The sequence below is a fragment of the Sphingomonas sp. BL2 genome (assembly GCF_056680015.1).
The window spans coordinates 207356-228491 of record NZ_JBWXPL010000002.1; the positions used below are offsets into that span (position 1 = coordinate 207356).

The 21136-nt window shown below is 62.0% G+C and carries 22 protein-coding genes; 12 read left to right on the forward strand and 10 right to left on the reverse strand.

Features of this window, described 5'->3' with window-relative positions:
- Nucleotides 1-26 precede the first annotated feature (26 nt).
- The 4 genes from AC1ME3_RS19570 to AC1ME3_RS19585 all read left to right on the forward strand — a co-directional run bounded on the left by AC1ME3_RS19570 (nt 27) and on the right by AC1ME3_RS19585 (nt 4807).
- The gene (locus AC1ME3_RS19570) at nt 27-2939 is read left to right on the forward strand and encodes a TonB-dependent receptor domain-containing protein (protein ID WP_480956073.1); all 2913 of its coding nucleotides are present in this window, start codon (nt 27-29) and stop codon (nt 2937-2939) included.
- Nucleotides 2940-2992: 53 nt separating this feature from the next.
- Entirely contained in the window at nt 2993-3667 is a 675-nt protein-coding gene (locus AC1ME3_RS19575) for an RraA family protein (RefSeq protein ID WP_480956074.1), read from the forward strand.
- Nucleotides 3668-3728: 61 nt separating this feature from the next.
- Entirely contained in the window at nt 3729-4472 is a 744-nt protein-coding gene (locus AC1ME3_RS19580) for an IclR family transcriptional regulator (protein ID WP_480956075.1), read from the forward strand.
- A 146-nt stretch (nt 4473-4618) separates the two neighbouring features.
- The gene (locus tag AC1ME3_RS19585) at nt 4619-4807 is read left to right on the forward strand and encodes a hypothetical protein (protein WP_480956076.1); all 189 of its coding nucleotides are present in this window, start codon (nt 4619-4621) and stop codon (nt 4805-4807) included.
- Nucleotides 4808-5084: 277 nt separating this feature from the next.
- Here AC1ME3_RS19585 and asd read toward each other — a convergent pair whose 3' ends face one another.
- From asd to AC1ME3_RS19600, 3 genes are all read right to left on the reverse strand, one after another.
- Nucleotides 5085-5936: an archaetidylserine decarboxylase gene (asd, locus tag AC1ME3_RS19590; protein ID WP_480956077.1), complete on the reverse strand. Its 852-nt coding sequence runs from the start codon at nt 5934-5936 to the stop codon at nt 5085-5087.
- Nucleotides 5937-6138: 202 nt separating this feature from the next.
- A complete protein-coding gene (locus AC1ME3_RS19595; protein WP_480956078.1) occupies nt 6139-7083 on the reverse strand; it encodes an NAD(P)/FAD-dependent oxidoreductase in 945 nt (314 codons plus the stop codon).
- 127 nt (nt 7084-7210) lie between these two features.
- Nucleotides 7211-8314, reverse strand: a complete 1104-nt coding sequence (locus AC1ME3_RS19600; protein WP_480956098.1) for an aldo/keto reductase — start codon at nt 8312-8314, stop codon at nt 7211-7213.
- Between the two features lie 95 nt (nt 8315-8409).
- Here AC1ME3_RS19600 and AC1ME3_RS19605 point away from each other — a divergent pair, with 95 nt between their 5' ends.
- The 4 genes from AC1ME3_RS19605 to AC1ME3_RS19620 all read left to right on the forward strand — a co-directional run bounded on the left by AC1ME3_RS19605 (nt 8410) and on the right by AC1ME3_RS19620 (nt 11218).
- Nucleotides 8410-9297, forward strand: a complete 888-nt coding sequence (locus AC1ME3_RS19605) for a LysR family transcriptional regulator (RefSeq protein WP_480956079.1) — start codon at nt 8410-8412, stop codon at nt 9295-9297.
- 35 nt (nt 9298-9332) lie between these two features.
- A complete protein-coding gene (locus tag AC1ME3_RS19610; protein WP_480956080.1) occupies nt 9333-9521 on the forward strand; it encodes a hypothetical protein in 189 nt (62 codons plus the stop codon).
- 132 nt (nt 9522-9653) lie between these two features.
- The gene (locus AC1ME3_RS19615; protein ID WP_480956081.1) at nt 9654-10367 is read left to right on the forward strand and encodes a bacteriorhodopsin; all 714 of its coding nucleotides are present in this window, start codon (nt 9654-9656) and stop codon (nt 10365-10367) included.
- On the forward strand, nt 10364-11218 hold the full coding sequence (locus AC1ME3_RS19620) for a Brp/Blh family beta-carotene 15,15'-dioxygenase (RefSeq protein ID WP_480956082.1): 855 nt from the start codon (nt 10364-10366) through the stop codon (nt 11216-11218). Before AC1ME3_RS19615 ends, AC1ME3_RS19620 begins: the two co-directional genes overlap by 4 nt.
- Here the strand turns inward: AC1ME3_RS19620 and AC1ME3_RS19625 are convergent.
- Both AC1ME3_RS19625 and AC1ME3_RS19630 read right to left on the reverse strand, forming a co-directional pair.
- Nucleotides 11194-11586, reverse strand: a complete 393-nt coding sequence (locus AC1ME3_RS19625; RefSeq protein ID WP_480956099.1) for a DUF2254 family protein — start codon at nt 11584-11586, stop codon at nt 11194-11196. The genes AC1ME3_RS19620 and AC1ME3_RS19625 overlap by 25 nt on opposite strands.
- A complete protein-coding gene (locus tag AC1ME3_RS19630) occupies nt 11471-11971 on the reverse strand; it encodes a hypothetical protein (protein WP_480956101.1) in 501 nt (166 codons plus the stop codon). The genes AC1ME3_RS19625 and AC1ME3_RS19630 overlap by 116 nt, the downstream gene beginning before the upstream one ends.
- A gap of 182 nt (nt 11972-12153) precedes the next feature.
- Here AC1ME3_RS19630 and AC1ME3_RS19635 point away from each other — a divergent pair, with 182 nt between their 5' ends.
- Nucleotides 12154-12624 (forward strand): nucleoside deaminase, encoded by a 471-nt coding sequence (locus tag AC1ME3_RS19635; RefSeq protein WP_480956083.1) that lies wholly within the window; start codon nt 12154-12156, stop codon nt 12622-12624.
- A gap of 14 nt (nt 12625-12638) precedes the next feature.
- Here AC1ME3_RS19635 and AC1ME3_RS19640 read toward each other — a convergent pair whose 3' ends face one another.
- From AC1ME3_RS19640 to AC1ME3_RS19655, 4 genes are all read right to left on the reverse strand, one after another.
- Nucleotides 12639-13520 carry a polysaccharide deacetylase family protein gene (locus tag AC1ME3_RS19640; RefSeq protein ID WP_480956084.1) on the reverse strand — a complete coding sequence of 294 codons (882 nt, stop codon included), beginning with the start codon at nt 13518-13520 and terminating at the stop codon, nt 12639-12641.
- Between the two features lie 114 nt (nt 13521-13634).
- On the reverse strand, nt 13635-14060 hold the full coding sequence (locus tag AC1ME3_RS19645; RefSeq protein ID WP_480956085.1) for a PAS domain-containing protein: 426 nt from the start codon (nt 14058-14060) through the stop codon (nt 13635-13637).
- 607 nt (nt 14061-14667) lie between these two features.
- Nucleotides 14668-15231, reverse strand: a complete 564-nt coding sequence (locus tag AC1ME3_RS19650) for a 3'-5' exonuclease (protein WP_480956086.1) — start codon at nt 15229-15231, stop codon at nt 14668-14670.
- Nucleotides 15232-15480: 249 nt separating this feature from the next.
- Nucleotides 15481-16515 (reverse strand): site-specific integrase, encoded by a 1035-nt coding sequence (locus AC1ME3_RS19655; RefSeq protein WP_480956087.1) that lies wholly within the window; start codon nt 16513-16515, stop codon nt 15481-15483.
- Between the two features lie 159 nt (nt 16516-16674).
- Between AC1ME3_RS19655 and AC1ME3_RS19660 the strand changes: the two genes are divergently transcribed.
- Nucleotides 16675-17748, forward strand: a complete 1074-nt coding sequence (locus tag AC1ME3_RS19660; protein ID WP_480956088.1) for a mannose-1-phosphate guanylyltransferase/mannose-6-phosphate isomerase — start codon at nt 16675-16677, stop codon at nt 17746-17748.
- Nucleotides 17749-17807: 59 nt separating this feature from the next.
- Here the strand turns inward: AC1ME3_RS19660 and AC1ME3_RS19665 are convergent, their stop codons facing one another.
- Nucleotides 17808-17996 (reverse strand): hypothetical protein, encoded by a 189-nt coding sequence (locus tag AC1ME3_RS19665; protein WP_480956089.1) that lies wholly within the window; start codon nt 17994-17996, stop codon nt 17808-17810.
- An 89-nt stretch (nt 17997-18085) separates the two neighbouring features.
- On the opposite strand from AC1ME3_RS19665, the gene AC1ME3_RS19670 reads away from it, so the two are divergent.
- Both AC1ME3_RS19670 and AC1ME3_RS19675 read left to right on the forward strand, forming a co-directional pair.
- Complete coding sequence (locus tag AC1ME3_RS19670) at nt 18086-19039, forward strand: NAD-dependent epimerase/dehydratase family protein (protein WP_480956090.1); 954 nt, start codon at nt 18086-18088, stop codon at nt 19037-19039.
- 62 nt (nt 19040-19101) lie between these two features.
- Nucleotides 19102-21060, forward strand: a complete 1959-nt coding sequence (locus AC1ME3_RS19675; RefSeq protein WP_480956091.1) for a polysaccharide biosynthesis protein — start codon at nt 19102-19104, stop codon at nt 21058-21060.
- The last annotated feature ends 76 nt before the right edge of the window (nt 21061-21136 follow it).

The window sequence follows — 21136 nt, forward strand, 5'->3', positions numbered from 1 at the left end:
GAAAACGGGCGGCATGCAGGGAGAAGATGATGAAAGACCTCCGTTTCTCGGTGCTCGCTCGCGCTGCATTGCTTGCCGGTGCCAGCATTTCGGCATGCCTCGCAGGCTCGTCGGCGACCGCTCAGGCCGTGCCGGTAGACCGTGCCGCAGCCGCTGCGCCGCAGCCCGGTGAGGCACAGGCTGATCCACAAACCGTTCCCGAAGCCGTGCAGACGCAGGGTGATGGGGCAGCAGAGGCGGTACCAGCCACTACGGCTGTTGCGCAGGACGTGCAGGACATCATTGTAACAGGGTCGCGCATCGGCCGCAGCGGCTTCACGACGCCGCAGCCGGTCACGGTCCTCAGTTCAGACCAGCTGGTAAAGTCGGCGCCATCGACGCTTGCGGATGCGCTGCGCACCATCCCGGCGTTGACGGCGACGACCGGGCCTCAGCGTGCGTCGGGTACACAGGGCGGGGGCCAAGCCTTCCTGAACCTGCGCAACCTTGGCGCGGTCCGCACGCTGACGTTGCTCGATGGTCGTCGCTTCGTTGCCGCCAGCCAGTTCGGCACCGTTGACGTCAATTTGCTACCGTCCGGACTGATCCAGCGAGTTGACATCGTTACCGGTGGTGCGTCTGCCGCCTATGGATCTGACGCGGTGTCGGGCGTGGTGAACTTCGTTCTTGATACCAAATACGAGGGGCTGAAGGGCGAGGTTTCCGCCGGTATCTCGAACGAGGGGGACAACGCCGAACAGCGGGCCGTCCTGACCGGCGGTGTGTCGCTGGCCGACAACAAGCTGCACCTCATTGGCAGCGCCGAATACTACAAGAACAAGGGTATCCTTGAGGGCAAGCGCGACTGGGCGCGCCGCGGATCAAACCTGATCAACGGCCCCGCCGGCGGTCCGACGCTGATCTCGGCCGAAGACGTACGTGTGATCGGCACCTATGGCGGCCTGATCACTACCGGCAACGGCGGGACCGCTACGCAGAACGCGGCATTCCGCGGGCTTCAGTTCGGACCGGGTGGTACCGTGTCTCCGTACAGCTTCGGCTCGTACACCACCGCGACCCAGCAGATCGGGGGCGACGGCGTCGACTCCTCGTATTTTCAGGAGATCAACCGTCCGCTCGAACGCGCCGCCTTCTTCGGCCGTGCGCAGTATGACCTCTCCGACAATTTCTCGGTCTTTGGCGAAGCGTCCTACGGCACGACCGACACGCGGTACTCGACCTCGATCAATCGCCATCAGACGACCAACCCGATCACGATCCGTCGCGACAATGCCTTCCTGCCTGCACAGGTTCGCGGGTTGCTGGCCGCCAACCCTAACGTCTCGACGCTGACGATGCTGCGCTATTCGGGTGAGGGTGGCCTTACCGACGTCGCGATCAAGACCGACACCGATCGCTACGTCGCGGGCTTCAACGGCAAGGTCGGCGGGCTGAAGCTCAACGGCTATTACCAGCATGGTCGCACCAAGCAGCGAACCGACGTCCTGAACAACGAAATCACCGCCAACTTTACGCGTGCAGTCGATGCGGTGGTGAACCCGGCCACCGGCGAGATCGTCTGCCGGTCGACGTTGACGGCGCCGACCAATGGCTGCGTGCCGTTCAACGTGTTCGGCGCGGGGTCGCCTTCGTCCGCGGCGCTTGCCTACACGCGCGGCACCAGCCGGACGGACTCGACCTTCAAGGAGGACGTCGCGGCGCTGAACGTGTCTGGCGACCTGTTCGAGGGGTGGGCCGGCCCCATCTCGTTTGCCGCAGGCGGCGAATATCGGCGCGAGACGGCCGCGCTGAGCGTCGATGCGCTGTCACTGGCGGGTGCTTTCCTGTTTGCGAACCCGCAGCCCTGGGCCGGCAAGTACGACGTGAAGGAGGGGTATGTCGAAACCGTCATTCCGCTCTTGAGGGATCTGCCGTTCGCCAAGCGCGTCGAGTTCAACGGCGCCGTCCGGTACACCGACTATTCGACCAGTGGCGGCGTGACGACGTGGAAGACGGGCTTGAGCTGGACGCCCTTCGACGCGTTGCGCCTGCGCGGCACCCGGTCGCGCGATATCCGGGCGCCCAATCTGAGCGAGCTGTTCACTAGCGGCCGGACCAACACCGTTACGGTAACCGACCCCTTCAAGAACAGCGTGCGTCTGTCCGGTATCTTCGTGACCAACAGCGGCAACACCACGTTGCAGCCGGAGAAGGCGGATACGCTGACGCTGGGCGCGGTGGTGCAGCCACCGTTCGTGCCGGGGCTCAGCGTGTCGGCGGACTATTACAACATCAAGATCAAGGACGCGATCGGCACTCTTTCAGGGCAACAAACGGTCGATCAGTGCTTCGCAGGCAACCAGCTGGCGTGCTCGCTCATCCAGCGTGACGCAGGCGGCAACCTGACCGGGCTGCTGGCTTTCCCGATCAATCTGTCCGAACTGCAGACGAACGGCGTCGATATCGAGACGAGCTACCGCGTGCCGCTCGCGTCGATGATGAATACCGATGCCACCTTGTCGCTACGAACGGTCGTTTCCTATGTTGGCAAGCTCGCCACGACGACGCCGGGATCGCCGTCGATCGACCGGTCCGGGGAAGTTGGGATCAGCGCCAACCCGCACTGGCGCTTCAATGCGCAGGCGGATTTCTACAAGGGCGGCTTCAACGTCTTCAACCAGGTCCGCTTCATTGGTGCCGGTCGCTACGACAACACCAAGGGGCCAACCGCGGTCGACCTGCAGAACATCAAGGCACAGGCTTATTGGGATCTCCAGGTCGGCTACAAGCTCGAGTCCGCAGGGCTTAAGGGCGCGGAACTGTATCTGAACGTGCAGAACGTGCTCAACCAGGACCCGCCCTACGCGCCGGGTGACGGCACCATTCCGACGGCGACCAATACCGGCCTCTACGACACGTCCGGCCGCCTGTTCCGAGTCGGTTTCCGCTTCCAGTTCTAACGTTTCCCGGGCGCCGCCGCTGGCCGGCGCGCCCGTTATTTGGAGTATCCAGCATGGCGATCGGTTTTCGCATCCTTCCCCTCACGCGCCGGGTTCCGGCGGATATGGTGGCCAAGTTTGCCACGCTGCCCGTCGCGAATGTCAGCGATGCCATGAACCGGATGGCCGCAGGCGGCGCGTCCCTGCGTCCGATGCATGGCGGCGGTGTCCTGGCCGGACCGGCGGTGACCGTGAAGGCGCGTCCCGGCGACAATCTGATGCTTCACAAGGCGATCGACATCGCCGAACCCGGCGATGTCATCGTGGTCGATGCTGGCGGCGACCTGACCAATGCGTTGATCGGCGAACTGATGACCGCGCATGCAGAGTATCGCGGCTTGGCTGGCATCGTGATCTACGGCGCAATCCGCGACGCAAGCGCGATCCGCGAGGGCAAGTTTCCGATCTTCGCAGCCGGCATCTCGCACCGCGGGCCGTACAAGGATGGTCCTGGTGAGGTGAACGTCCCGATCGCGATCGAGGGCATGGTCATCATGCCGGGCGACCTGGTGCTGGGCGATGACGACGGCCTGGTATGCGTGGCGATCGACGACGCCGAGACGGTATACGCCGCCGCCTCCGTCAAGCATGTGGCCGAGACGGCGCAGATGGAGAAGATCCGCCGCGGCGAAAACCCGCGCGCCTGGGTGGACGAGACGTTGCGCCGACTGAAGTGCGAAGGCGTCTGATCGCATTCCATTTGACGACCGAACTCGTCTAAGGCGGTTGCAGGCGATGTAAGGGGCGATTGTGGCGACCGTGACGAAGGACAGGCCCGCGGTGGAAGGCGTGGCAGCCGTCGAGCGTGCGCTCGAACTGCTCACTGCGTTTCGTCCCGGCGACGAGGCGTTAGGGTTGGTCGCTCTTTCCGAGCGCACGGGCTTGATCAAGAGCACTATTCTCCGGCTTGCGGTCTCGCTCGAGCGCTTCAATCTGCTGGTGAGAATGCCGGACGGCCGTTACCAGCTTGGTAGCGAGGTCGTCCGGCTCAACAGCGTCTATCAGGGCGCGATCGACCTTGAACGGCACATTCAGCCTGTTCTGGCTAAGCTTGCCGTCGAGACGCAGGAAACCGCGACCTTTTACGTTCGCCACGGCGAACACGAACGCATGTGCCTGTTCCGCGTCAATTCACCTAGCGTGCTGAGACTGGACGTACAGCCCGGACAGTCGAGACCGATGGACGGCGCCGCCAGTGCTCAACTCTTGCGCCTCTTCGAACACTGGCCGGATGTAAAGCCGGCAATACCTGACATCCCGCTGTATACGTCCGGCGCCACTACGCCTCACGTCGCTTCGATGTCAGTTCCGGTCCTGGGCCACGGCGATACTCTGGTTGGTGCACTCAGCCTGGCCGGGCCATCGTCGCGACTAACAGAAGAGCGTGCGGTCTCGGTGTCTTTAAAGCTTCTCCAAGCGGGCTTGGCTTTGTCTCGCAGCCTTGGAAGTAACGCTGATCCAGTGTTCAGGGTACCCATCGCAAAGCTTTCATAACCTTACCTTCAAGGTCGTCGTATTCGATTGATGAGAGCATCGGATAGTGCCCTCAATTGCGCCCGCGGAGACGTTGTATCGCAAGATTGCCCATGTGAACGAATGGCCGAAGTTGGGAAGCGGAACGGGCGCTCAAACGTCGGCTTATGGGTCTTATTGTCGCGATCGATGACGAGGACGAAGCACTGGCGGCGGTCGCGCGGCTGAAGGCACGCGGCATCCTCGTCAACGCGGTCGCATTCATCGCGTTCCTAAAGGAATTTTCTATCTCGTCGTCGATCAATGGTAAAAGTAACGGCCAAGCAAATACACCGTCCAACACCCAGAACAGGTAATGATGGCCGGATAAAGAGCAAGGTACCCGGAGGTCCACTAATGTGTCTGGCCGGAAGTCGACACAGCGCTTGCTGTCCTGAGCAACGAGTTGCGGATCGACTAAGAAAGCCGAAACACCATCACCCTTGCGAAAGCGGGGGTGCCGTCGCTCGGGGTATGCCTGCAACGTAACGGCCGTCGGGGAGATGAACGAATGACTGAAGTTGGGAAGCTGATAGCGCTGCTCGAATGTCAGATTGTGGGTCTCTTTCGCTCTAGGCCAACGACGCAAGAAGCTCAGGTTGCGCGCTGCCCCATCAGTTCGCCCAGGCGCACATTCCGTTCCGGCACCCAGTCTTCGTTGAACGCAATCGCGCCCCGCTTCCACAACATCACGATCGTTGAGCCAAGGAGGAAGCGGCCCATTTCCTCACCCTTTTTTAGCACGATGTCCTGGTCGGTATATGTCCACTCCGACGACCTGTTAGTGCGCTTTGGATTGACTACACCGTGCCACACAGTCGCCATGCTTCCAACTATGGTGGCGCCAACCAGCACCATGACAAATAGGCCATGCTCTACAGATTCAAAGACGCAAACTATTCGCTCGTTGCGCGCAAACAGGTTCGGTACGCCGCGTGCTGTGACAGGGTTTACTGAAAATAGCTTACCCGGCACGTAGATCATGCGCGTAAGCTTGCCATCGCATGGCATGTGAAGGCGGTGGTAGTCCTTGGGGGACAGGTACAGGTTTGCGAAGCTGCCGTGGCGAAACTGATTGGCCAGTGCGGCGTCGCCGCCAACAAGCTGCGTCGTGGTGAACCGATGCCCCTTTGCTTGTAGTATGTTATGGTCATCAATCGAACCGAACTGGCTAATTGCGCCGTCGACTGGACAGACAAAGTCCCCATCCGCGATTGGGCGTAACCCCGCTTTGAGGGGGCGGGTGAAGAATTCGTTGAAGCTCTTGTAGCTCCGAATGTCCGCATCCGCGGCTTCGTTCATATCGACGGAATATTTACCAACAAACCAGCGGATCAGCTGGGTTGTCATCGCACCCCCATGCGCTCTGGCGACCCGGCCTGCCAGCGCGGTGAGGCGCTGCTTAGGCAGGATGTATTGGAGTAGGACCGGCAGGCGATCGGACATCAAAACCTCAGAGCGTCGACACCGTCCTTGTAGGGCTTTGAAACGTCAGGTCGACCACGCAATTCGCGCTCAGAGACGAGGCATCCTGATCACCGGAAGGAGACCGGATAGGTGCTGAAACCGACACCGTCTCAAGCTGAACGAATGGCGGACGTTGGGGAGCCGGGAAGGGCACTCGAATGGCGACTTATGGGTCTCAGGATCAGAAATTCTGTTCGGAGACAGTCCAATTTGGCGATCCTACTAGCGATGCGAGTTCCTTCCCCGAGAGCCAAGCGGCCTCGATCCGCGGTCCTAGGAGCCAGTCGCCGCAGCCGCCTAGGCGGATATCCGCGTTCCAGATCGCACCGTGGTTCAACGCGTCGACTTTCGCATACCGCCAGCGATGGATGCTGGTCGCGATGACGGCAGGCGCCCCCGCGGCGATATGGTCAGCGAACGCCGCGAGAAGCGCGCGTTGGACCGTGTCCGGGGGGTCTTCGAGATGCGCGCGCGACCAATCGGCACTAGCCTGGAGGACCCAGGCCTCCGGTCCGGTCCGCGCTGGCTTGGCCGAGTTGCGGACGGCGGATCCGATGATGCCAAGATCCGTGAGCCGATCGCGATTGATCGGCACGGGGCCGTCGAATGCTGCCATGACGGTCCAGCATGGATCGGACACCGCGGAACGGGCTGCATCGGCCAGCGCGGTATCGTGGGCGGCGACCAAGGGCGCGACCTGTTCGGCGGGCACCGCGACGACCGCCGCGTCGAACCGTTCGTTGCCGATCCGCCATTCGCCGTCATAGGTCAGGGTGTCGATGGCCGTGTTCCAGCGGACGTCGCCGTCGTTCGCCATCGCCCGAATCGGCGCGGTCATCGCCGGCGTCCCGACCCACGCATCGGCGCCGGCGGGCGACCAGCGTGCGACGTGGCCGTCTTGCGCCCAATGCTCGACCTGCGCGACGAACGCGGGGTCGCGTGCCGTCAGATATTGCGCGCCGTGATCGAATGCGGCGCCACCCAGCGGGGTGTCGACGCGGCGGGTCGACATGCGGCCACCCGGCCCGCGGCCCTTGTCGAACACGATGACATCGTGACCCTGATGGCGAAGCGCCTGCGCGCAGGACAGGCCCGCCATTCCCGCCCCGATGATTCCGATCCGCATGACTACCCCCGTGCCGGCGTGTAGCAAACGAACTTGCTGCACGCCGGACGCCTTCAAACGCCGGGTTTGTCGATTGGAGCCGACCACGCGTAGATTTCGTCTCGGGCGGCGGCTTCAGGATGACGTTTCAGCTTCGGACATCGCCGCCGCCGAAGACGACCTGGTTGCGCACGGTAGGGGCGAACAGGCCGTAGAGAAACGGCAGGTTGCCACCGCTCACCGCATCGAGCGCGGCACGGTGCTCGGGTGACAGGGTGAGGCCGAGCGCGGCGACATTGTCGGTTACCTGCTCCGCCCGGCTCACGCCCATCAGCGTCGATGCGACGCCGGGCTGCCCAACCACCCAGGACAGCGCGACGCGCGCGGGCGTCTCGTCGATCTCCGCGGCGACGCGCTTCAGTTCGTCGAGGATCTGCCAGTTGCGCTCGGTGAACAGCGTATCGCCGAACGGATTGTCGCCATCGAGCCGCTTGTCGTCGACGGGCCGCGCAGTGTCGTCCTGCCCGGCCTGGTTGGGGACGCCGCCCGCGCGCTTCGGACTCGCGTCGACGGTCGCTCGATCGTATTTGCCGGTGAGCAGGCCATAGGCGAGGGGGCTCCAGGGCACGAGCCCCATGCCCGCCGATCGCGCAAGCGGCAGATGCTCGGCTTCGACCCCGCGTTCGACCAGCGAATAGAAATATTGCAGGCCGATCGGCGCCGGATCGCCCTGGACTCGCGCCAGCGTCGCGAGTTCGGCGACGTACCAGGCCGGGGTGTTGGATATGCCCCAGTAGCGGATCTTGCCCGCTGCGACGAGCGCGGTCATCGTCCGCAGCAGTTCCTCGGGCGGCGTGACGCCGTCCCATACATGCACCCAGTACAGGTCGATGAAGTCCGTCCGGAGGCGGCGGAGCGATCCTTCGACGGACGCCAGGATGTGGCGCGCGCCGTTGCCGCCTGCGTGATAGCCGCGGCCGGTTGCAAACCCCGATTTCGTCGCGATCACCAGCCGGTCGCGCGACGATTGTGCGGCGACGAAACTGCCTACCATCTCTTCCGATCGCCCGCCTGCATAGACGTCGGCAGTGTCGATGAAATTGCCGCCCAGATCGGTGTAGCGATCGAACACCGCGCGGCTGCCGCTCTCGTCCAGCCCCCATCGCGGCGTGCCGAAGGTCATCGTGCCGAGCGCCAGCGGGCTGACGAGAAGGCCGGAGCGGCCAAGCGGGCGATAGGTGTCGAGGGTCACGGTGGCGTCCTGCATTGTGTCGCCTCCAGATGGACGCCGGACGGCGCGAGGATTAGATCATGTGCGGCGCATGGGTTGCTGAAGGATGTTCAGGAATGGATCGTGATCTCTGGTCCGGTCTCGCGGTGTTCGAAACGATCGTGGAGGCTGGCAGCTTCGCGCGAGCGGCAACGCGGCTTGGATTGTCCGCCTCTGCGCTTAGCCACGCGATGCGGTCGCTTGAGACAAAACTGGGCGTCCGGCTGCTCGACCGTACTACTCGGTCGCTGGCGCCGACGCCTGCCGGCGAGGAACTGCTCGCGCGGTTAAGGCCGGCGATCGCCTCGGTCGCGGGCGCGCTGGCCGATCTCGACAATGCCCGCGAACGACCGGCGGGGCGGATCCGGGTCAGCGCGCACCGCGTCGCGGCGATCTACGCCATCCTGCCGCGGCTGGCTGACTTCGCGCGCGCCTATCCCGACATCGCCATCGAACTGGTGGTCGCCGACGGGTTCGTCGACATTGTCGCGGACCGTTTCGACTGCGGGGTCCGGCACGCGCAAACGCTGCAGGCCGACATGATATCGGTCCGCATCAGCGCACCGGTGCCGCTCGTCTTCGTTGCCGCTCCGGCCTATCTCGCCGGTCATCCCGCACCGCTCGATCCCGACGATCTCGTTGCGCATCGGTGCTTGTGTTACCGGTACACATCGTCCGGTGTCGTCCATCGCTGGGAGTTCGAGCGCGATGGCCGGACGATCGAACGGTCGGTCCGCGGCGAGTTCATCACCAACGATATCGACGTGATGCGCGACTCTGCAGTAGCAGGACTGGGGGTGACTTGCCTGCCGCTGCCACATGCCGCGCTGCAACTGGCCGATGGTACGCTGGTGGAAGTGCTGGCCGGCTGGGCTCCCACGCTAGCCCCGAACCACCTCTACTATCCCAGCCGACGTCAACCGACTGCCGCCTTCCAGGCCTTTGTGGCTGCAATGCGCGTGTGATCGCGAGCGTGCTTTGACAAGATTGAGGGCAGTTGATGATCCGGATAACCACGAGTCGTTTTGGTGGGGGGCGCTTCGCTCGGCTCGACACCAGCCGTCATTCCGAAGGCAGTGGCCTTGGTCTCAGCATCGCGCGGGTCGCTGCCCGCGTTCATGCCGCCTCGCTGACGCTGAGTGACAATGCGCCAGGGCTTCGTACGGCTGTGCACTTCCCGAAAGCATAAGCATCAGTCTGTTGTGACGCCGCCAAACATGACACATTCATGAACTTATCGCGAGCTAGGACCCAAAACATGTGAGCGATGTTAGGGGCTTAAGGTCGACGCCGGGTCGTCCTCAAGATAGGGGGCTCCCTCGTGGATCAAACCGCTTTTCTGATCGGCTTCAGCGTGATGTCGGTCGCGTCGCTGGCTATATACGCGACGGGTAAGAAGACGCGTCCGTCGGGTCATCATACGCTCCTGCACGCCAGCGTTCCGTTCATCGCGGCAACCGCGTATCTCGCAATGGCCTTTGGGATCGGCACGCTGATCAACAGCGACGGCTCGGCGACCTATCTGGCACGCTATGTCGATTGGTCGGTAACGACGCCGATATTATTGTCCGGGCTGGTGCTGCTGGCGTTCCACGAGCACGGCAAGACAGGTGAAGTCGGCGGGTATTTGACATCGGTCATCGTCCTCGATGTCCTGATGATCGTCACGGGCCTGATATCGTCGCTTGCCGCCCCATCGCTGGCGAAATGGATTTGGTACGGATGGTCCTGCGTCGCGTTTCTCGGCGTCCTGTATCTGCTCTGGGGTCCATTGCGGTCACAGGCTCTCAGTCGTGGCGCCGCGTTGGGCACGGCTTACGCCAAGAACCTCATCTTCCTGACCGTGATCTGGTTCCTCTATCCGATCGTGTTCCTGGTCGGGCCGGAAGGTCTAAAGCTGATCACTGATCCCGCATCGGTCTGGGCGTTCCTGATAATGGATGTCATCGCGAAGGTCGTCTATGCGTTCTATGCGGCAGCCAACCTCGACAAGGCGTTGGCGCATCAGGGCGACGAACGCGGCTACCGGGCATGACACGACGCGCCCCGGCCCTTGGCTGGGGCCTCCTTTTCGGGGCGGCTTTGATCGCATCATTGTGCTCGCTCACCGTGCAGCTTGCGTTCGCAGCCATCGCGGTCGGCGTCGTCGGCATGGCGCACGGCGCCAGTGATCTCGAAATCATCGAGCACCAGCGACGCCCGATATTCCTGGCACTGTACGTCTCTGCGTTGTTGATCTGTTTCTGGTGGTGGATCGTCGATCCCGCGATCGCACTTCCCGCATTCCTGCTGGCATCCGCAATCCATTTTGGCCTTGAGGATGCCCCGGCAAGCCGGCCGTTCGAGAGGATGGCCCGCGGCATAAGCCTGGTTGCCACGCCTGCGACGCTGCATGCGGCGAGCCTGACCCGCATTCTCCATTCTGCCGGCGTTCAAGCGTCAAGTCTGCCGACCATGGTCAGCAGTCTGGCGGTTGCCGGTGGCATAACCGCCGGCTGCCTCGCGATCATCGGCGTGGCGCGTCACGATCGACGTCTCCTGGTTGGAACGACGGCACTTCTGGTTCTACCCCCGCTCGTCGGGTTTTCAGTGGGATTCCTCGTGCTGCACGCGGTGCCACAGACGAAAGAGCGTCGTGATCGCTTGCAGTGCGTCACGACCACCGCGTACCTTCGTACCACGGCTCCGGTCCTCGTCGCGGCCGTGACGCTGGTGGCGATTGTGGGCGGGTTGCTGCTGCGATGGGACCCTTCGGGCGTGCGTTCGCTATTTGCCGGCATCGCGGCCCTTGCAATGCCGCATCTGTTGGTGACCCCGTATTTCGAAGGGATTGCCCGGCAATCAAGGGTTATGCCCCAGCCTCAAGCACGCCAGAGCTTCCTGTAAGCCGTATTGAACGCCGTCAGGTCGTCAGGATCCGTGATGGTGGTCGTCACCCGCTTTGCGTGGCGGTGCGCCCAGCGTTCGATCTCCGCCTGGGCATTGGTCAGGTTCGCATGCAGCGCCGCCAGCGTCGCGGTCAGCCGCAGCGATACTTCAATCTCCTGAACGCCTTCGCGCAGGATCGGCCCGAACGCGTCCGTCAGCATATCGTCCATTGTCGGTCTGCCGATATGGACCGGATAGGTTTCGACCTTGTCATTGAGGCGTGATGCGCTCGACCGGAGCGTCGGGAACACGCGCAGCAAAGCATTGAGGACCTCGATCCCCGTGCCCGGATCGTTGGTTGCCGGCGCCAGCGCACGGCTCGCGATCTCGGACAAGGCGATCAAGCTCAGCCGCGGGTCCGCGGTTCAGGTTCGCGGCAACCAATTGCCGCGCGCTGACCGGCAGGATGGCGACAATCTTGTCCATGTTGTCAGCGACGGCGGTCGGTGGAACCACCATGCCGTAAACGCCCGCAATAACGCCGGCGAGCGGGATCATCGCCAGAAAAGCGGCAAGCGCAATCGAACTCGCCGCGATGCCGAAATCGTCACGCAGCGCGCTACGGACCGTTCGGGCCGATAGCACAGCCCATAGCCCGATCCGGCCAAGCGCTTGGGTAGACATCTTGAACCGCAGCAGGCGAACACCGACACGAAGGGCTTGGCGACCCTTCAAGTCCGTAGCCATCATGGACCAGTGTTTCCGGTCCATGGGCAGGACGTGAAGCTGCGGCAGGATAAGTCGGTCACGGTCAGCTCCACATTGCTCCGGCATACCGTTCGAGATGGGGACAGAGTTCCCGCGCGTCGTACTGACCCAGTCGCCGGATCCAACTCGGACTTGGGTCGTCTGTATACCGCCCCCGGTAACGGCCGTTTTCTTAAGGAAATTCAATGAACAACGTGGATATACGGCATCTGCAACGGTGCGTTGAGCTGGCAACAGAAGCGGTCGACGCGGGCGACCAACCATTCGGCTCGATCCTTGTATCGCGTGACGGAACCGTATTGTTCGAAGACCGAAACCGGACGGGCGGTGGCGACGCCACGCGTCATCCCGAGTTCGCGATCGCGCTCTGGGCGGCCGAACACCTGTCGCCCGAGACGCGGCGACACGCCGTCGTCTACACCTCCGGCGAACATTGCGCGATGTGTGCAGCGGCGCATGGGCTCGTCGGGTTGGGCCGTATCGTCTACGCGACGTCCACGCCACAGCTCAGTCACTGGATGCAGGAGCTGGGCAAGCCATCGCTCGGCATCGCCCTGCTGCGCATCACCGACGTGGTGCCGGATGCGGACGTGACTGGCCCGGTGCCTGACTTTGCCGACGAGGTCCGAGCACTCCACGCACGCTCCGTCAGCTAGTGTGATACAGGCGGTCAGACCGCGAGGCCATTCGCCTCGACATGGCCGGCGATGTCGCCGGCGGTCGTCCACCAGATACGGGGATCGTCCGCTTCCCGAAGTTCCGTCAGGACGCGGGCCAGTGCCGGGACGCGGTGTGCCTGCCCCATGATGTAGGGATGGAGCGCGATACCGAGGACGAGCGGCCGTCGGTCGCACTCGGACAACAGTTGCTCCACGCCCACGCGAATCATTGCCGCAAACGTCTCTGCCTCTTGGTGGCGCTCGATGATCGCGGGAAGGTCGTTGATTTCCTGAGAATAAGGAACGGATAGAAGCCCGCCATGCTTGGTCGATAGTCGGGTGGGCTGATCATCGTGCGCCCAATCGAGTATGTAGCGATAGCCGTTCTTGGCCAGCAGATCCGGCGTGCTTTTACTCTCTGAAATCCAGGGCCCCAACCAGCCAGACGGTCGTATACCGAGCGTTGCCAGCTTCTCTGTGACGTCTGCGATCAAGCTATCCTCGCGCAGGCCGAACATGTTCCCCTGCGCCTTCGCATTGCTGCTGCCGTGAGCCGCAATCTCGTCGCCACGATCACGGCATGCTTCTGCCAAGCCGGGGCAACGATCCAGCACGTCGGCGTTGAGCAGTGCGGTGGTCCGCAGCTTCAACCGATCAAAGAGATCGAAAAGCCGCCATGCTCCCACGCGATTGCCATAGTCGCGCCATGCGTAGTTCATCACGTCAGGTTCGGTCTGAGACGGCGCTAGCTTTGGCCCCAAACCGCCACCGAAGTCAAAGACCTCATAATTTACGCCGACATAGATAGCGAGGCGACGTCCACCCGGCCAGTCGTAGTCCGGCCGGTTTGTGATGGGGCGGTATTCATAGCGGTCATGGTTCGGATTGCTCATGACGGCGCAACGCACGGACAAGCGAATGGCGTCACCGCGATCTCACGAAATGTCTATTTTCGGGCAACGATGCTCTCAAACCGGTAACTTTTAAGGCTGAGTTCCCCCGCAGGGTCAGGGCCGGATACCCTTCGCTTTACTGTCATGAATATCAATATTGACGCCGAACCATTTTATGATCTTTCCGTTCTCGTCGCGCAGTGGCACGGCATAAACGTGCATCCAACGGTAGTTTCCGTCCTGACCTTTAAGGCGGTATTCTGCGTTCACCGCTTGCTGATCCTGAACGGTATTACGCCATTTTGTAACCGTCGCTATCCGATCTTCAGGGTGGATTGCGGTCAGCCATCCATAACCTTTCCAATCGTCGTAACTCTGACCGGTGTAAAACCGCCAACTAGGGCTGTCGATTTCAATTAAGCCGTCTGGCGCGCTTTCCCAAGTTGCCTTGACAATGCCTTCGGCAAAAAGTCGATCCCGCGTTTCTTCATCGAAAGGCGCATCGCTATCGAAGAAACCCCATGCCCGAGCATCGCCCATGTCAGGTAACCTTCTCGGGTGTTCGGCTATGCCGACTGTGCACACTGTTGGCCGGGCAAAAAAGAGAGTATTTGAAGGTGTCTAGTATTAACTCCCGTTCAATGCGCAACCTCATCCCCTCGGGGCTGTATAATTGCCAAGTTACCACGGCTTAGAGCCGTGACCTTTCGGTCGAATAACGCCGCTGTCTCTTGCAAGCTGTGACAGGTGCTCCGCGGCACGCAGGTGTATAGCCCTCACTTCCTCTATCGGGGACAAAACTGCCGCAACAATGTGCTTCGAAATCTCAACGTGAGGATCATTTAGAAACGGAGATTGAGACATGCACTACCCCTCCTGTGGCTTATTATCACCGAAGCAAGCCACGTTCACAACAACGCAGCAGTGACAGGTTCGGCCCGCAAGTCCTGCTAAATAGGGGCTTTTGTCAGCTCGCAGGCGGCCGATTCACTGGCAGAGCTTCGCTTCACTGACCGTCGACGATCGCTGACTCAGGCGGGCGCCAGGCTTTGGAACGCCGCGATAAGAGCCTGTTCGTTGATCGGTTTGTCGAGAATAATCATCGACGGGCGACTTACATGGCATGCTTCGCGCGTCCCGGTCACCGTCAGCCTCCACGACGGTATTGCTCCGCCAGTTCCATCGCGGCGCCTCGAACCGCGAGCCATCGTTGGCGCTCCGCCTCGGCGTCCGCCAGTGCTCTATGGGCTGGCACCTTGCCGCGTGCCCGCACCTCGATCAGCGTGATCAGATTGTCGACCGTTGCGTCCAGCAAGTCGGGCGGGATACTGGGGGCAAGGATCACGCGGGCATCTTCGTCGATGGCATCATCGGTGTCGCGAAGGCGAAGCGCGCGCCGGTCGAGGCCGGCACCGCGCAGCAGAACACTAAGCCACTTCCCGTCCCAAGATGGCGCGCTGGCGAGGAGGTCGTGGCCGGCGAGTACGTCGATCATGCGCTGCGCGACCACGTCATGGGGCTCTCCTGCGCTCAGCAGCGTGCTGCGAGAAATATGATGGATCGCCTCCGCGTCTTCGTGCCAATCAGTCCACGATGGTGTTGGGCGGATGAGGTGGGTCTCGGACCGTCCGTCCGCAAACACCCACGCCACCTCGATCGGGTAGCTTTGCTTGGCGAGCGACGAGGCTTCGAAGTCGAGAAAAACCAACATTTGATCGCCAGCAGCTTTCGCGGGATGGTTCGGATGGATAGTGCATTAGCGTCTCCGTCACCATGGCCGGGTATAGGCTGAGCGAAGCCGAGCCGCACGAAGCGTTTTCCACGAAGCCGTTCGCGCGCCCCGAACCCATTTGACCCGTTCGACTATCCGACATGTCGTGGTGTCGACATGTCGGACGTCCGACATGTAAGACAGGTTCAGTCAAAATGTGCAGGCAAGAGATGCATAATAATCCGAGGCTTACAGAAAGCGCTGTCCCGCATGATCCTTGAAAAGATCCGCATTGCGGACATAGTCGGCGAGCACCTGCATCGATTTATGCCGGCTGACTTCCTGGAGTTTGAAGATCGTCGCCCCTTGCGATGCGCCCTCGGTGAGGAACCCTGCACGTAAGGAATGCCCCGCAAAGTGCGTCGGATCATACCCGGCTGCCGCTGCATGATGCTGGACCAGCCGTGCGATCGCGCGATCCGACATGGGGGCAGAGGTCAGCGCATCGCGCCGCGACAGGCGCCGGAACAGTGGTCCCTCGGCATGGCCGGCCGCCGCCATCCAGGCAAGGAGCAGCGCCTTGGGTCGAATACGCGAGCCCTCGGGGATCGCGATGACGATGCCTTGCCGGGCCTGATCGGTCTTCGAATGGGCGATGGTCAGCCTGAGCCCCTCGGGCACGATCCCGATATGCTCGACCTGGAGTGCAACGATCTCGGACCGGCGCAACGCGGCCGCCATGCCGATCGCGAGGATTGCCCGATCGCGTAGCGCCCTGAGCCCTTCGCCTTCGATCGCCGCCAGCATGTTGCGAAGCGCGGCCGCATCGGCGGGATGCTTTTGCCGTTTGGCACACCCGTGTTCCGCGCGAATGCCGGCGAGCACTTCGGCCAGACGCCCCGCGGTCGGCATGGCGGTCGGCGCGGGATACCCGCCAGCGCGGTGATGATGCCCGATCGCCGCCACCCGCCGATTGATCGTCGACGGGTTGAGTCCGGCGGTTGCCTGATCGCTAGCAAAGACGGCGACGACATCGGGCGTTGCCGGCAACGGGGTCAGACCGTGCTGCGTGCACCAGCTTATGAAGATCGCCCAATCGGAGTCATACGCGCGCCGCGTCGCGCCGGCGCGGGCGGCTTTGGCGTATGCGGCCGCCTGCTCGATCTTTTCATGGAGGATCGCAGGGAGCGTCGGCTCATTAGAATCTAATGCAACGAGCGCGGTTGGCGCCAGTGCGAGGTCCAGATCGGCCGGCGTCGGCTCGAGGGGGTGTGAAGCGACCATAAAGAGCGTGTGCCACGCTCGCTTTCCGCGCGCTACCCTTTCGTCCGAGAATGACAGTTATCGGACACATCTCGTTTAGGGGGTTTTAACGACCGAAGCCGGAACGGCGGTTGGCTTGTCGGGCTGGCCGACTATAGGTCGACCTCTTCAGGAGGAAGCATGTCCCTACGTAAGATCGTTCCCGTTATTCTATCTGGCGGATCGGGCACGCGCCTCTGGCCGATGTCGCGCCCCGAGATGCCCAAGCAGATGCTCGCGCTGACGGCGGACGAGACGATGCTGCAACTGACCGCGGGCCGCGCATTCGGCGAGCGCTTCGCCGCGCCGATCGTGGTTGCCAATGCGCGCCATGCAGATCTCGTCGAGCAGCAACTCGCAGATGCAGGTGCCGCACCGCAGGCCCTGATCCTAGAACCCGCTGGTCGCAATACGGCGCCGGCGATCGCGCTGGCAGCAATCGCTGCAGGTGGCGGCGGCGACGCGTTGCTGGTGATGCCATCGGACCACGTCATCGGCGACGTTGCCGCGTTCCATGCAGCAATCGAAGCAGCGATGCCGCTCGTGACGCAAGGATGGCTCGTCACGTTCGGCATCGCACCCGACGCGCCCGAGATCGGCTACGGCTGGATCCAGATCGGCGACGAACTGCACCCTGGCGTCAACCGCGTCGCCCGGTTCGTCGAGAAGCCCCCGATCGACAAGGCGCAGTCGATGCTCGCCAGCGGCGATCACGCCTGGAACGGCGGGATCTTCTTGTTCCTCGCCGACGCCTATCTCGAGGCGCTTGCACAGTTCGATCCGAGCATCCTGACCGCCACGCAGGAGGCGATGGACAAGGCGCGTACCGAGGGCTCGCGCATCTACCCCGACGCGGCCGCGTTTGCCGCCTCGCCTGATGACTCGATCGATTACGCGGTCATGGAAAAGGCCGACCGGGTCGCGGTCGTGCCGGTGGCGATGGGCTGGAACGACGTCGGCAGCTGGGACGCGCTCCACGCGATCAGCGACACCGACGGCGACGGCAATGCGCATCGCAGCCAGGGCGACGGCAACGTACTGGCGATCGATACGAAGAACTGCTTCGTCCGCAGCGACGGCGTTCGCGTCTCGTTGGTCGGCGTTGAAGATCTGATCGTCGTCGCCAGCGGCAATGACGTGCTAATCCTGCCGCGCGGGCGCAGTCAGGAAGTCAAAAAACTGATTGAGGCGATGAAAACGCGCGATCATACATAAGATAACTCATGTGATGGTCTCGATGCCGACGATAAATTCCCCATGTGGCATTAACTAAATTAGCAAACATATCTTATTTGCTGAGCGGGCGTCGTCACCTTGATCGCTAAGACGTAATTATTGGCTTCGTTTTGCTGAACCATCAGCCTCACACCACGCACATATTCATGCGGACGGCTACAGTCGCGCTTGGCACCCAGGTTGCCGACCTGTCTGGTGCCAATCACGAGGGCGGCCTTGGTCAGCATCAGCTTCTTGTACCTGATTGGTTGCGTCCGCCCGCGCGAATGAAATCTTCCCATTGCAAGCCCCGTCAATGACGCCGATAGCACCCGGCATGCGGATTATCGTTACCGGCGCCAGTGGCTTCGTGGGGCAGCGTATCGTCGCGCGGCTCGTGGCCGCAGGGCACAATGTCGTTGCTGCAACCCGACAGCCTGGCTGTTTCCCGGGTGCGGACCAGTGCGTAGCACCCGATCTGGGTCCCGACGCCGATTGGTCGTCGATCGTCCATAACGCAGACATCGTCGTTCATGCCGCGGCGCGAGTGCATGTCATGCACGAGCGCGAGCGCAATCCACTGGCCATATTCCGCCATGTAAATGTTGAAGGCACGCGTGCGCTTGCAAACGCTGCAGCGCAAGCAGGCGTCAGACGCTTCGTCTTTATCAGCTCGATCAAGGTTAATGGCGAGCACACAGATGACCGAATGCCCTTCGCGCCCGACGACGCGCCTGCACCTATCGATCCCTACGGCGTCTCGAAGCACGAGGCAGAAGTCGCGCTTTCACAGATCGGCGACGCCAACGGAATGGAAACCGTCGCCATTCGTCCCGTCCTCATTCATGGCGCGGGCGTAAAAGGTAACATGGCCAACTTCGCACGCCTTGCCGCTCGCGGCTGGCCGTTGCGCTTCCTTCCACTGGGAGCAGTAAAGAATAGGCGCAGCCTCGTCCACGTGGACAACCTCGCCGACATGATCGCTGCTGTGGTTGCCCATCCCGGTCCATTGCCTACAGTCATGCTGATCCGTGACGACGAAAGTCCCTCGACGCCCGAACTGCTACAGCGAATGGCGTATGCGGCAGGGAAGAAAGTACGGCTGGCGAAACTCCCCCCGCAATGGCTATCGGCCGCCGCGCGGGGTGCGGGTCGCGCAGCGATCGCCACGCGTCTCTTAGGTTCGCTCGAGGTCGATGACAGTACCACGCGTGCTGCGCTCGGCTGGCGCCCGCCAGTGACGCTCGACGCCGGTCTAACCGACACTATCGCTGGATCTACGCGCCGTTGATTGGGTAGCGTAGCAGTAGGCGATGCGCTAATCAGGCCCATTAAAATTTGTGTGGTGCGTACATGATCGTCTCTTCGCTATTTACAAGGCTGACCGGCCTGTCGGTCTTGCAGAAGCAGGCGACCTTCGTCCTGATCGATATCTTCCTGGCGCTTGCGACCCTGTGGATTGCCTTCTCTCTGCGGTTCAGCACCGTCTTCTTGTTCTTCGACTGGCGCCAGGTTACGATTTTCGCGCTGGCGGCAGTACTGGTTCCGCCTATCTTCGTGCGATGCGGGCTCTACCGTGCGGTATTCCGCTACAGCTCGTTTGGAGCCACAGTCGCGGTCGCGCGGGCGGTGACGATCTACGGGCTCGTCTTCGGCGCGTGCGTCCTGGCCTTTTCTTTTCCTAACGTGCCACGCACGGTCGCAATTATCCAGCCAGCGCTGTTTGCTTGGAGCGTGCTGGCGGCGCGCAGCCTCGGCTTCCTGCTACTGCCCCGTTTCGGCAAACCAGCTGGCCCCGATGCGGAACGCGTACTGGTTTACGGTGCGGGCATGAGTGGAATCCAAACCCTGTCCGCGTTGCGCCTCAACCGCGCGACCAACGTGCACGGATTCATCGACGACGATCCGCGTAAAGTGGGACGCGAGGTGTTCGGCCTGCGCGTCCTATCCCGCATCCAAGCCGAAGAAAAGCTGCGTGACGAACAGATCGACGGCGTGCTCCTAGCGTTGCCCAACGTATCACGTGCGCGTCGCAATGACATTCTCGAATGGCTACGCCCGTTCGGCGCGCACGTGCGCACCGTCCCAAGCGTCGACGAACTCGCCAATGGCAACATCGAGCTTGCAGTCCGCGAACTCGACATCGAGGATTTGCTGGGGCGCGCTCCGGTACCATCGAGCAGCGGGCGCTTAGCCCACGACATCGCCGACCACGTAGTTCTCGTTACTGGAGCAGGCGGCAGCATCGGAAGCGAATTATGCCGCCAAATACTGGCGCTCAAGCCAGCCAAACTGCTTCTCGCCGATCTTTCCGAATACGCGCTTTATACGATTCATCGCGAGTTGGAGGGCGTCTGCGATCGCACCGGATCGCCGACGAAGTTGATCTCCCTCTTGGCGAACGTGCGCGATACAGCACGCATTAGCGACATTTTGTCAACGTGGCGACCAAACGTCGTCTATCATGCTGCGGCATACAAGCATGTTCCGCTCGTCGAGCACAACCCGTTTGAAGGGGTCGCCAACAACGTATTGGGCACGCTCTGCGTCGCCAAGGCGGCACGCTTGGCAGGGGTAGAGCGATTCGTCCTCATATCGACCGACAAAGCAGTGCGTCCGACCAACATCATGGGCGCTTCGAAACGGATGGCAGAGATCGTGCTGCAAGCGCTTGCCGCGCATGGGGGTGGAAACGGCACCGTTTTCACAATGGTCCGCTTCGGCAACGTGCTGGGGTCGAGTGGCAGCGTCGTCCCTCTATTCCGTGCGCAAATTTCCGCTGGCAGTTCGGTGACGGTCACGCATCCCGACATCACGCGTTACTTCATGTCCATTCCCGAGGCCGCACAGCTCGTGCTGCAGGCCGGGGCTATGGCCAGCGGAGGCGAAGTGTTCCTGCTGGACATGGGTGAACCAGTTCGCATCGTGGACCTTGCACGACGAATGATCGAACTTTCGGGCGCGCGTGTCCGCGACGACGAGACGCCTGACGGCGACATTGGAATCGTCTTCACTGGCCTGCGCCCGGGTGAAAAGCTTTATGAGGAACTGCTGATTGGCGAGAACGATCAGCCGACCGAACATGAGCGGATCATTCAGGCACGCGAGCGGATGTGGAGCTGGGACGAAGTATCCAACGCGGTGAACGACCTCAACACTGCCCTTGCGGCACGCGACCTACCGACCCTGCGTCAAATTTTGGCCCGCTACGTCGACGGTTTTGACCCTGACGCAAAGTCGGTCGATCACGTTGATATCGAACGTATAAACCGGTTCACATCGGCGCACAGAGAATCCTCCGCGATTCAGTAGATACCGATAACAGCTGAAATCACTAATATTGGCGATATCGTTGAACATATATGAATGATAAATATCCAAAGCGGAT

Excerpts from the sequence above, each read along its gene's own strand:
- AC1ME3_RS19570 (WP_480956073.1), top strand. The coding sequence starts at position 27 with ATGATGAAAGACCTCCGTTTCTCGGTGCTCGCTCGCGCTGCATTGCTT.
- AC1ME3_RS19575 (WP_480956074.1), top strand. The coding sequence starts at position 2,993 with ATGGCGATCGGTTTTCGCATCCTTCCCCTCACGCGCCGGGTTCCGGCG.
- AC1ME3_RS19585 (WP_480956076.1), top strand. The coding sequence starts at position 4,619 with ATGGGTCTTATTGTCGCGATCGATGACGAGGACGAAGCACTGGCGGCG.
- asd (WP_480956077.1), bottom strand. The coding sequence starts at position 5,936 with ATGTCCGATCGCCTGCCGGTCCTACTCCAATACATCCTGCCTAAGCAG.
- AC1ME3_RS19595 (WP_480956078.1), bottom strand. The coding sequence starts at position 7,083 with ATGCGGATCGGAATCATCGGGGCGGGAATGGCGGGCCTGTCCTGCGCG.
- AC1ME3_RS19605 (WP_480956079.1), top strand. The coding sequence starts at position 8,410 with ATGGATCGTGATCTCTGGTCCGGTCTCGCGGTGTTCGAAACGATCGTG.
- AC1ME3_RS19610 (WP_480956080.1), top strand. The coding sequence starts at position 9,333 with ATGATCCGGATAACCACGAGTCGTTTTGGTGGGGGGCGCTTCGCTCGG.
- AC1ME3_RS19620 (WP_480956082.1), top strand. The coding sequence starts at position 10,364 with ATGACACGACGCGCCCCGGCCCTTGGCTGGGGCCTCCTTTTCGGGGCG.
- AC1ME3_RS19630 (WP_480956101.1), bottom strand. The coding sequence starts at position 11,971 with ATGGACCGGAAACACTGGTCCATGATGGCTACGGACTTGAAGGGTCGC.
- AC1ME3_RS19635 (WP_480956083.1), top strand. The coding sequence starts at position 12,154 with ATGAACAACGTGGATATACGGCATCTGCAACGGTGCGTTGAGCTGGCA.
- AC1ME3_RS19640 (WP_480956084.1), bottom strand. The coding sequence starts at position 13,520 with ATGAGCAATCCGAACCATGACCGCTATGAATACCGCCCCATCACAAAC.
- AC1ME3_RS19645 (WP_480956085.1), bottom strand. The coding sequence starts at position 14,060 with ATGGGCGATGCTCGGGCATGGGGTTTCTTCGATAGCGATGCGCCTTTC.
- AC1ME3_RS19650 (WP_480956086.1), bottom strand. The coding sequence starts at position 15,231 with ATGTTGGTTTTTCTCGACTTCGAAGCCTCGTCGCTCGCCAAGCAAAGC.
- AC1ME3_RS19655 (WP_480956087.1), bottom strand. The coding sequence starts at position 16,515 with ATGGTCGCTTCACACCCCCTCGAGCCGACGCCGGCCGATCTGGACCTC.
- AC1ME3_RS19660 (WP_480956088.1), top strand. The coding sequence starts at position 16,675 with ATGTCCCTACGTAAGATCGTTCCCGTTATTCTATCTGGCGGATCGGGC.
- AC1ME3_RS19665 (WP_480956089.1), bottom strand. The coding sequence starts at position 17,996 with ATGCTGACCAAGGCCGCCCTCGTGATTGGCACCAGACAGGTCGGCAAC.
- AC1ME3_RS19670 (WP_480956090.1), top strand. The coding sequence starts at position 18,086 with ATGCGGATTATCGTTACCGGCGCCAGTGGCTTCGTGGGGCAGCGTATC.
- AC1ME3_RS19675 (WP_480956091.1), top strand. The coding sequence starts at position 19,102 with ATGATCGTCTCTTCGCTATTTACAAGGCTGACCGGCCTGTCGGTCTTG.